Raw genomic sequence first — 10,415 nt, forward strand, 5'->3', positions numbered from 1 at the left:
TGACGTGGGCGTACTTTTCAGTTTCAGCCGTGCGGAATTGGCGTAACCCTCGCTGAGCAATAACCTCTCCTAGGATATTGTCCAAATTTTGAGGAGCGAAGGCAACAGCTACAGGCAACTTACTGTCGTACTGGGTAAAGGTTACAAAGGACAAGGGCTGGATCTGCTGTCGTTCAAAGCCATTAAATTCTGGATCCACAAATGCTTGGGTTAGTTGACGAGCACGGTCAGGACGGAAGTTGAAGAAGACCACACCATCGCCAGCTTCGACGGCACCACGAGCAATGCGGGTAGGTACAATAAATTCGTCGGTTTTACCGTTCTCGTAGGAATCTAGCAACACATCTAAGGCCGAGCGTCCATCTCCGTCGCCGTCCTGGGTCATTACGTCGTAGGCCAGTTGCACGCGATCCCAGCGCCGATCGCGATCCATACTGTAGTAACGGCCTGCAATGGTAACCACACGCCCAACGCCAATTGTCTCAATCTGGTCTTGAATGGTTTGCAACGCTAGCTTGCCATCGGTCGGCTTAGTGTCTCGGCCATCTGTGATCATGTGAATACAGACATCTGCAACCCCTTGAACCTTTGCCAGTTTTAACAACCCTGCTAAGTGGCTAATGTGAGAATGCACACCCCCATCGGAGCAAAGTCCCACTAGGTGCAGTTTACCGTTGCGTTGAATAACGGTTTGGCAAGCTTGCACAAGGGCTGGATTTTGCAGTATGGATCCATCTTCAACAGCGTCAGAGATACGCACTAGTTCTTGGGGAACGACTCGACCTGCACCAATGTTCAAATGTCCAACTTCAGAGTTACCCATCTGGCCATCAGGTAACCCCACATCGCGGCCTGATGTGTGAATGAGGGTGCTGGGGTATGCCTCCCACAGGCTACTCATGACCGGGGTATTGGCAAGTGCGATCGCGTTTGCCTCTTTTGCTTCCCGATAGCCCCATCCATCTAGGATGATCAGCACCACAGGAGATACAGTTACTGTCTGCGTTATGCCCTGTGTCATACCTAGGTTACCTCGTGACCTATGAATGTTTTCGCAATCATACCACCCTGCCTGATTACCCCCCAACGTCTATAGGAAACCTGAATTTTATTCAAGATTGCTATAGTGTAGAGCCGATTTTAACTAAAACTTGATCAATCTATTTTTTCTTTGCTTTTTCCTTCTGTTTTTGTCGTTTAGCTTCAGCCTTTGCTGCCTTTTCAGCGGCGATCGCCGCTAGTCGTTTTTTCTCATTCTCTTCAGCAATTTTCTCTAGGTAATAAGCATAATCACCTAAATAAACTCGAAACTCTCCATCCCGAATTTCAACAATTTTATTGGCAACTTGGCTAATAAAGTAGCGGTCATGGGAAACCACGATCGCTGTACCATCATAGTTTTGTAATGCCAACTCCAACATTTCTTTAGCAGGAATATCGAGATGATTCGTTGGCTCATCCAAAACTAGCAAGTTAGCTGGGCGCAACAACATCTTTGCTAACGCCAGTCGAGCTTTTTCACCACCACTCAAGGCACCTACTGGTTTGAAGACCGTATCTCCACTAAACAGAAATCGTCCTAGTAATGTACGTACTTCTTCGTTTTTCCAATCCGGCACTTCATCATGAATCGTCTCAATGACCGTTTTGGTCAAATCTAGGGCTTCTGCCTGATTCTGCTCAAAATAGCTGGGGATCACGTGATGGTCTCCTAGCCGCACGGTTCCCTCAGCAGGCTGCTCTATGCCCATAATCAGTCGCAACAGAGTTGACTTGCCACAACCATTTGGCCCCAAAAGGGCAATGCGATCCCCACGTTCAATCTCCAAGGATGCTCCTAGGAACAAGATTTTATCGTCGTAAAAATGGGTTAGGTTCTTGATCTCCACTACTTGGCGACCACTGCGAGGGGCTGGTGGAAACTGAAAGACTAAGGATTTGACGCTACCTACGGGAGCTTCGATTCGCTCAATCTTCTCCAGTTGCTTTTCCCGGCTTTTAGCTTGGGTGCTGCGAGTAGCACTGGCACGGAAGCGATCAATAAATGCTTGCTGTTTTTCCAGTTCTTTCTGCTGTCGCTCGTAGGCGTTCATCTGGGCAGTGCGCTGTTCTGCTTTCTGGGCAAGATAGGCAGAGTAGTTGCCTAGATAGGTCGTAGAAACGCCGCGTTCAGTCTCCACAATTTGCGTACAGAGGCGATCCAGAAAGGCACGATCGTGGGAAACAATTACCATTGGCGTATCAACGCTCTTTAAGTAGGTTTCTAGCCACTCGATCGTCTCTAAATCGAGATGGTTGGTAGGCTCGTCTAAGAGCAAGATATCTGGCTCTTGCAGCAGAATTTTGCCTAGGCTCATCCGCATCTGCCAGCCACCACTAAAGTCTCTAACAGAGCGATCCCCATCCTCTGGCGTAAAGTCTAACTCTGGCAAAATTTTCTCGATGCGGGCATCTAAGCTATAGCCATCTAGGGCTTCAAACTGACGCTGTAGTCGGTCTAGCTGATGAATCAACTGTTCAAGGGTGTGGGGATCAGCGGTTTGCATTTTAGATTGCACGCGTTGCAGGGCTTCGTGCACTTGGTTCGCTTCAGCAAAGGCACGCCACAGTTCATCACGGACAGTGCGGCTAGGATCCACGTCGAACTCCTGGGTTAGATAGGCAATGCGCAAACTAGCTGGACGGATAATTTCACCGCTACTAGGTTCGATTTCTCCAGCAATGATCTTTAGCTGAGTAGACTTGCCAGCACCGTTCACGCCCACTAAACCAATGCGATCGCCAGGCTTGACTTCCCAGTTAATGTCTTTTAAGACTTCACCAGTTGGATAGGTTTTGCTGATGTGTTCGAGACGAAGCATGGAATTACCACTAACTCGGTTCAGCAAGAACGTAAACGACGATAGCTCACCATAGCGTCTCGTTATGATGCTGCTTTAGAATAAATTAAGAATTGCTTGAATTCAAGTCTTGACAAGGTTTAATCCGTTATAGAACTAATTTCTTAGGCTTATGCCTAGGCTGCGATTACGATCGCTCCTTGCTCTGACGAGTGTTCCACTGGCGATGGCATTTGCTCATTGTCCGCATCGCTCATTAACAGCCACTCTCGGATGAGACGTGCCAAGGTACGTTGCGCCAAGTTCCCCATAATTTGCTGCCCCATGCGATGGACTTCTGGGTTCATAAGTACCCTAGGCACCAAGGACACAATATGCATAGGATCAAACCCACGAGATTCACTTAAAATCTGCCAAATGGTTTGCAATCGCTCTAGGGTATCGTGATCAGCAGCAGGTGCCTCTGGAACATCTAAGTGCAGCCCAACTCGGTCGCGCAATACTACTGCTAAGGATTGCAGCAAACTGCGGTTGAATCCATCAATCCCATTTACGATTTCATCCACTAAGCGATCGCGAATAAATTCACCTCGTGCCGAGAATAGAAACTCTATTGACTGTTCCAACACTTGGTTCAGATCATAGTCTGGACTGTTACGAGCATTCCTTAGCAGATTTTCTAACCGATTCCATCGCACTTTGCCATCCTTAAATAGCAAATCGCGCAGGGATGCTCGCAATTCTGGGGCAGGATCTGTCAACAGCCGCTTGGCAATGTAAGGATAGGCCTTACTCAAAACCTTGAAATTGGGGTCTACATTGATGGCAATACCTTCTAGGGTTAGGAGCGATCGAATAATCAACGCATAGTAAGCTGGCACCCGGAAGGGATATTCATACATAATGTCCGAAAGCTGATCAGTAATGCTCTTAAAGTTCAACTCAGCTACACTTGCGCCGAGGGCATTCCCAAACACATTGGCAAAGGCAGGTATAATCGGACGCAGATCCGTATCTGGTGTAAGGAACTCTAGCTTTACGTAGTCCTTTGCTAAGGATTCAAAGTCTCGGTTGACCAGATGCACTACTGCTTCAATTAAGCCATACCGCTGATAGGGCTTGATGGTACTCATCATGCCAAAATCCAAATATGCTAGCTTCCCCTGAGGTGTTGCTAGCAAATTACCAGGGTGTGGATCTGCATGGAAAAAACCATGCTCTAGGAGCTGCCGCAACGAACACTGCACACCAATTTCGATTAAGTGCTTAGCATCAATACCATTCGCCTGAATCTCTTTGGTATGGGTTAACTTAATGCCATCAACCCATTCCATTGTTAACACTCGGTGGTTGGTATAAGCCCAATAAATGGTGGGCACGTAAATGTCGGGTAAATTTCCATACAACTGGGCAAACCGTTCGGCGTTGTATCCTTCCTGGATGTAGTCCATTTCTTCAAAAATTCGGGCACCAAACTCATCCAAAATGGCAACTAAATCACTGCGAATAAACCGAACAGAGCGTTTTGCCCAAGCAGCTAAATTGCGCAGAATATACAGGTCAAGAGTGATACTTTCTGCTAAGCCAGGACGCTGCACCTTAACAGCAACGACCTCACCTGTCTTAAGTTTGCCTTTATAAACCTGACCTAGTGATGCTGCTGCGATTGGCATTGGACTCAACTCAGCATAGAGTTGGTCGGGACGATCGCCCAATTCTTCCTCAATGAACTGATAAGCAATTTCATTTGGAAACGCTGGGAGTTGGTCTTGTAACCGCGTTAATTCTTCTAGATAGGTAGAAGGAACTAAATCTGGACGAGTGGAAAGGGCTTGACCAACCTTGATATATGCCGGCCCTAACCGCGTCAGTAATTCCCGAAGCTGTACTGCTCGTCGAGGTTGGTTGATCTTGACCTTGCCAGTAACGCTATCCCACCAAACTGCAAGCACAAATTGCAAGATCGGCAGGATAATAGCTGCTAACCGCCGCCATACCAAGAGAGGTTTTTGTCGATAATAGGCAATAATTTGCTCAGGGTCGTAACGAGGTGCATCGCTATTGTCGGGTGGTGTAGATGAGCGCAGATTTGCCGCCGGAGTATGGCCATTGTGGATAGGAATAGGCTCACTGTCGATCGTCACTGTCACTGAGCCTGCTGCATGTGTGCCATTGCGGTAAGTAATATCCACTCGCTCTCTTATGTGCTCCCCAACGCCATTGTTTGCAGAAAGAACTGAATTCGATGCACGGGTATGATCAGTTCGTAGCTCAGCATAACTAGAATTCATGGCAATGATGGGGATGAGGTGAATATGTTAAGTATTGTAACAACTAATGCTCATTCTAGTTAAATTCAGGCTGACAGGGTTGCTGGGCACTGGCGTGAAAAACACGACTCTAAAACGTGAATCTCCGACGATTGGTCACACCAGTTGGCCACCCGCCGGAGACTTAGCATCATCAACTGAACCTAGTTAACGGCTGCAAAGAAAGTTTTAGACTTAACTGGGTCAGGGTTCATGGTTTTTTCACCAGGCTTCCAACCAGCCGGACAGACTTCATCTGGGTGAGATTGCACGTACTGAATGGCCTGCAATACCCGCAAGGTTTCATCAACGCTGCGACCAAATGCTAAGTTGTTGATGGTGGCGTGTTGAACAATCCCCTCTTTATCGATGATAAATAGGCCACGTAACGCGATACCAGCCTCTGGTACTAAAACGTTATAGGCCGTACTAATTTCCTTTTTGATGTCAGACACTAACGGGTAATTGAGGTCGCCTAAGCCGCCCGACTTACGATCGGTTTGAATCCATGCCAAGTGGGAAAATTCACTATCTACAGAGACCCCCAAAATTTCAGTGTTGAGAGCTTTGAATTCGTCGTAGCGATCGCTAAAGGCTGTAATTTCCGTAGGGCACACGAAGGTAAAATCTAGTGGGTAAAAGAACAACACCACATATTTACCCCGATAGTCAGATAGCTTAATTTCCTTGAATTCTAGATCAACTACCGCTGTGGCGCTAAAGTCAGGAGCAGTCTGGCCAACACGCAGACAGCTTTGAGTTTGATCAGTCATGAGTTGCTTCTCCTAGAAACTATTCATAAATGTCACCACTGCAATGCAGCAACAGCGACCTAGCAATAGGCTAACTACCGTAGTAGAGTCGGCAAAAGGCTAGCAGCAGATTAACTAATGTTGCTATTCAGCCACCTAGAAACCTGCGTATAGGTTGAAACACACTCAACAATTAGTTGCTCAGTGCGTAGCTGCACGTATGCACCAACCTTGAGGTGACAACATCGTAATGGATATGGATTTTATCATTTTTTTATGTTTGTTGTTTATTGTGAAATCTTTTCTTGGTAGCGCAACAGCTCTTTCAAGCCCCTTCTAAAAAAGTCTGGGATGGTGACTTACTCAATACTCTGGCTAAATCTTTCAGTTTTCTCAAAAAAATCTCTGTTGAGAACGTGAGAACAGCAAATTTGCTGGATGGCAGGAGTTTTTGCACCATTGAGAGAGTACTTTACAGACTAGCGGCGATTGCTGTTGAGATACGCTCTGCCCAAACTTGGCTGTAATCAACCGTCAAGATAATTCGGCGGTAGGGTTCATCCCGTAACTCTAGGGTGAGGTAATCCATACTACGAGTGACATACCAAAATTCTTTTCCCTTGGTAGTGTAATAAGTGCCTGCTTTGATAATGCCAGGGATGAATGTCCCCGGAGCGCGTAGTTCAGCCCAGTTGCTCATGGGTTCTTCGGTAGTTACCCGTTCAACATGGGAAACTGCTATGTCGATCGTCCGCTGGAGATAGAAGGATAGCAACTGTTCATACCATTCCAGTTCGATGGAGAATGTGCGGCCACTTAAGCTCAAATTCATGGAATACTCCCAAAAACTTTAAAGTCAAGCTTGGATAATCCTGCTAACATCCATTTACTATTATCTAGTAACTCCTGTAGACGACCTTAGTGACTCATGCTGTTCATGGGGGTTAGGCAGGCTGTCTTGCCCTCGCTAGGAAAGCTTGGCTAGTTGTAGACAAAGTAGCCAGGTTTGTTGTCGCTAAGATTGGGGTTAGGTTTTCGTCCCAGATGTTAGGTGCCGTTGACTTAGCCAAAGTCTACAGAAATCTTCGGGAATTGACGCATAATGATGTGTCGTTAACCCAAGCTCTGAGTTGTTTCTATTCTGTGTCAGTGAGTCACTCTTAGTTCTAGCCTGTTGCCGTGTTAACCAGTCCTGGAAGATCTACTGTGCCTACTTCACACCCGCCATCATCTGTCGAGCCAATTGGTGATGTGTCGCAAGACCTCGCCTCTGTCTTGGCTATGAAGGAACTGGTGAGTCAGTTGCAACGGGAGCATCATAAGATTCAAGATCTACTTAGTTCTCTTAGCTTTGCCTTACGTAGCTTTAACAACCTTAGTCAGTTTTTAGAACTGATTCCACTGATGGCCTGTCGGGTAACCGATGCTGATGGCAGTGCTCTGATTTTGTTTAAGCCCAACGGTCAAGTGCGATTGGAGCGGTTGCATTGCCAAGATCGATCAGAAATGTCTGCTGTTCGTAAGGCGTTGGAGGCGGCTGCTCGTCAAATGGCTGAACCAGCTATGGCTGCCAGTCTGAGCAATGCAATTGCTGCACGCAAGACCACTGTTGCTCTAGATCACCAAATCAGCCACTTCTTGGGTTCTGATGTGCAATTGTTTGGCACGGCAATCCTAGTCAAAAATACGGAACGTGGGCGACTTTATGTGTTCAGTCGTACTCCAGGCTATACGTGGACAGAGACACGACAGAAGCTGGTGCGACTAGTGGCAGATCAGACGGCTGTAGCGATCGCCAATAGCGAGCTTACGGCTGAGCTACGGCAAAAGGAACGTATGGATCGGGAGTTACAAATTGGTGCTGAGATTCAACACCAGTTATTACCTAGAAGTTGTCCAAAAATTAAAGGCATTGAGTTAGCGGCGCGGTGCAAAACAGCTAGCCGTGTGGGTGGTGATTATTATGACTTTATTCCTACCCATAAGGAGCAACTTCCTGGCAAGCGAGAGGTTGGTAGTGAAACTGACTGCTGGGGATTTGCGATCGGTGATGTTATGGGGAAGGGTGTTCCTGCTGGACTAATTATGACCATGCTGCGCGGAATGCTGCGAGCAGAAGTATTGAATGGTCATTCTCCAGCTCGAATTTTGCAACATTTGAATCGGGTTATGTATACCGACTTAGAAAACTCTAATCGGTTTGTAACCATGTTTTACTCAGAATATGATCCTAAAACCCAAATTCTCTACTACAGCAATGCTGCTCACAACCCACCTCTGCTCTGGCAAGCAGCAACACAATCCATTCGCCGGTTAGATACGATGGGCATGTTGATTGGGCTAGATCTCGACACGCAGTATCAAGACAGCCAAGTGCAGTTGGCCAGTGGTGATGTTCTAATGTACTACACCGATGGATTTACCGATGCAGCTAACCGCAGTGGTCAGCGCTTTGATGAGGAGGGGCTAATTCATCATTTTCGGCTGGCTTGTCAGCATGGCTATGACCCTAAAACCATGCTGGATTACTTGTTTAACCAGGTACAGCAGTTTATCGGCATCAACAATCGCAATGAGGATGATATGACTCTGATCATTATGCGAGTAGAATAGGGTTTGTCGTTATATTCTCTAGTTTGATTGACGGTTATGACTACGCCGCAACCGACAGTTATTCCCAAGGTTCCCAAACCAAAGTACGGTTTTAGTGACTATTCAGAGCGGCTGAATGGTCGAGCGGCGATGATTGGGTTTGTAGCGCTAGTGGCGATCGAATACTTCACAGGCAAGGCTTTCTTAACGCTATTAGGTATCAAATGAACCAGTTCGATTATGTGTCTGGTGCCTAAAGCTACGATTACGCAATTACTAGTGCAACCATATCCGAAAGTTTACAGCCCATTTGGGCAAATTCAGGCAAATACGGGATTTTCACAACCTGCTCCACGAACATCCCAACTAGCCTGTGGATTGAGTTGATGCTAGCAGCGACCGAATTACCAAGTAAACTTACTCTGAACACTATTGGGGTTTAGACTATCTAGGGACTAGCAATGCGATCGTAGCTACGGAGGTGACTGATGGGGATGGAAGCAACAGCACAACTAAATATGGATCACTACACCCATGAGGCTGGGCATGACCTACTACCTACAGATAGCCATCGATCGCGAGCATGGACGATTGAAGACAGTGAAGAACTGTATCGCATCAATGGCTGGGGCGAGCCATATTTTGCTATTAACGATGCCGGGCATGTGACAGTTTCTCCTAAGGGGGAGCGGGGTGGTTCGCTAGATCTGTATGAGCTAGTCAATGCCTTGAAATGTCGCAATCTAGAGTTGCCACTGCTGATACGCTTTTCTGACATTTTAGAAGACCGAATTGAGCGGCTAAATGCGGCCTTTGCTCGGGCGATCGCTCGCTACAACTACAGCGGAGTCTATCGGGGTGTGTATCCTACCAAGTGCAACCAACAGCGTCACTTGGTGCAAAACTTGGTGAAGTTTGGGCAGCCTCATCAGTTTGGCCTAGAGGCAGGCTCTAAGGCAGAATTGCTGATTGCTCTGGCTACCCTAACAACACCCGGAGCACTGCTGATTTGCAATGGCTATAAGGATAGGGAATACATTGAGACTGCTATCCTGGCGCAGCGTCTAGGTAAAACGCCGATTATCGTCATTGAGCAGATTGAAGAAGTGGCAATGGCAATCGATGCTAGCCGTAAACTAGGTATTAAACCGATTTTGGGAGTGCGCGCTAAGCTCAGCAGCCGGGGGAGTGGACATTGGGGCTGCTCGACGGGCGATCGTGCCAAGTTTGGCCTGACAGTGCCTGAGATTATTGCTGCTGTGGATCAGTTACGAGACACTGACATGCTGGACTGTCTACAGCTGCTGCATTTTCACATCGGCTCCCAAATTTCCTCGATCGGGGTCATTAAGGATGCCATTCGTGAAGCTGCCCGCATCTATGTGGAGCTAGCTGGCTTAGGAGCCAAGATGCAATATCTAGATGTCGGTGGCGGGCTAGGTGTAGATTACGACGGCTCCAAGACCAACTTCTACGCTTCTAAGAACTACAACATGCAGAACTATGCCAATGATGTCGTGGCGGAAGTGCGAGATGCCTGTCGAGAAAAGGGGCTAGCTATGCCTACCCTGATTAGCGAAAGTGGTCGGGCGATTGCATCCCACCAGTCTGTGCTAGTGTTCAATGTCTTGGGTACTAGTGATATTCCCATAGGCACCCCTGAACCTGCACGTGCTGACGAACATTTGATTATCCGTAATCTTTACGAAACCTACACTACCATCGGCCTAGATAACTACCAAGAGGCTTATCACGATGCGGAAAAGTTCAAAGAAGTTGCCATTAGCCAGTTTGAATATGGCTCTATTAGCCTGCGGGAACGGGCAAGGGCAGAGCTACTTTACTGGGCTTGTTGTGGCAAAATCCTAGCGATCGTCCGTAAGCTGCGCGAACAGGATGACTATGTGCCCGATGATCTAGAG

General features: G+C 47.3%; 8 protein-coding genes. 3 read left to right on the plus strand and 5 right to left on the minus strand.

Annotated features, from left to right (window positions below; translation table 11 throughout):
• The 5 genes from gpmI to NZ772_06990 all read right to left on the minus strand — a co-directional run.
• A partial coding sequence (gpmI, locus tag NZ772_06970) for a 2,3-bisphosphoglycerate-independent phosphoglycerate mutase (GenBank protein MCS6813299.1) occupies positions 1-1,021 on the minus strand: 1,021 nt, incomplete at its 3' end.
• 139 nt (positions 1,022-1,160) lie between these two features.
• Entirely contained in the window at positions 1,161-2,861 is a 1,701-nt protein-coding gene (locus tag NZ772_06975; GenBank protein MCS6813300.1) for an ATP-binding cassette domain-containing protein, read from the minus strand.
• A gap of 155 nt (positions 2,862-3,016) precedes the next feature.
• On the minus strand, positions 3,017-5,026 hold the full coding sequence (locus NZ772_06980; protein MCS6813301.1) for an AarF/ABC1/UbiB kinase family protein: 2,010 nt from the start codon (positions 5,024-5,026) through the stop codon (positions 3,017-3,019).
• A 287-nt stretch (positions 5,027-5,313) separates the two neighbouring features.
• Complete coding sequence (locus NZ772_06985; GenBank protein MCS6813302.1) at positions 5,314-5,922, minus strand: peroxiredoxin; 609 nt, start codon at positions 5,920-5,922, stop codon at positions 5,314-5,316.
• A 451-nt stretch (positions 5,923-6,373) separates the two neighbouring features.
• Entirely contained in the window at positions 6,374-6,733 is a 360-nt protein-coding gene (locus NZ772_06990; protein MCS6813303.1) for a hypothetical protein, read from the minus strand.
• A gap of 449 nt (positions 6,734-7,182) precedes the next feature.
• Between NZ772_06990 and NZ772_06995 the strand changes: the two genes are divergently transcribed.
• The 3 genes from NZ772_06995 to speA all read left to right on the plus strand — a co-directional run.
• A complete protein-coding gene (locus tag NZ772_06995) occupies positions 7,183-8,514 on the plus strand; it encodes a SpoIIE family protein phosphatase (protein MCS6813304.1) in 1,332 nt (443 codons plus the stop codon).
• 36 nt (positions 8,515-8,550) lie between these two features.
• Positions 8,551-8,721, plus strand: a complete 171-nt coding sequence (locus NZ772_07000) for a hypothetical protein (GenBank protein ID MCS6813305.1) — start codon at positions 8,551-8,553, stop codon at positions 8,719-8,721.
• A gap of 290 nt (positions 8,722-9,011) precedes the next feature.
• On the plus strand, positions 9,012-10,415 hold a 1,404-nt coding region (gene speA, locus NZ772_07005), incomplete at its 3' end, for a biosynthetic arginine decarboxylase (GenBank protein MCS6813306.1).

The sequence above is a fragment of the Cyanobacteriota bacterium genome, from assembly GCA_025054735.1.
Lineage (GTDB): Bacteria > Cyanobacteriota > Cyanobacteriia > SKYG9 > SKYG9 > SKYG9.

Excerpts from the sequence above, each read along its gene's own strand:
- NZ772_06990 (MCS6813303.1), bottom strand. The coding sequence starts at position 6,733 with ATGAATTTGAGCTTAAGTGGCCGCACATTCTCCATCGAACTGGAATGG.
- NZ772_06995 (MCS6813304.1), top strand. The coding sequence starts at position 7,183 with ATGAAGGAACTGGTGAGTCAGTTGCAACGGGAGCATCATAAGATTCAA.
- NZ772_06985 (MCS6813302.1), bottom strand. The coding sequence starts at position 5,922 with ATGACTGATCAAACTCAAAGCTGTCTGCGTGTTGGCCAGACTGCTCCT.
- NZ772_06975 (MCS6813300.1), bottom strand. The coding sequence starts at position 2,861 with ATGCTTCGTCTCGAACACATCAGCAAAACCTATCCAACTGGTGAAGTC.
- NZ772_07000 (MCS6813305.1), top strand. The coding sequence starts at position 8,551 with ATGACTACGCCGCAACCGACAGTTATTCCCAAGGTTCCCAAACCAAAG.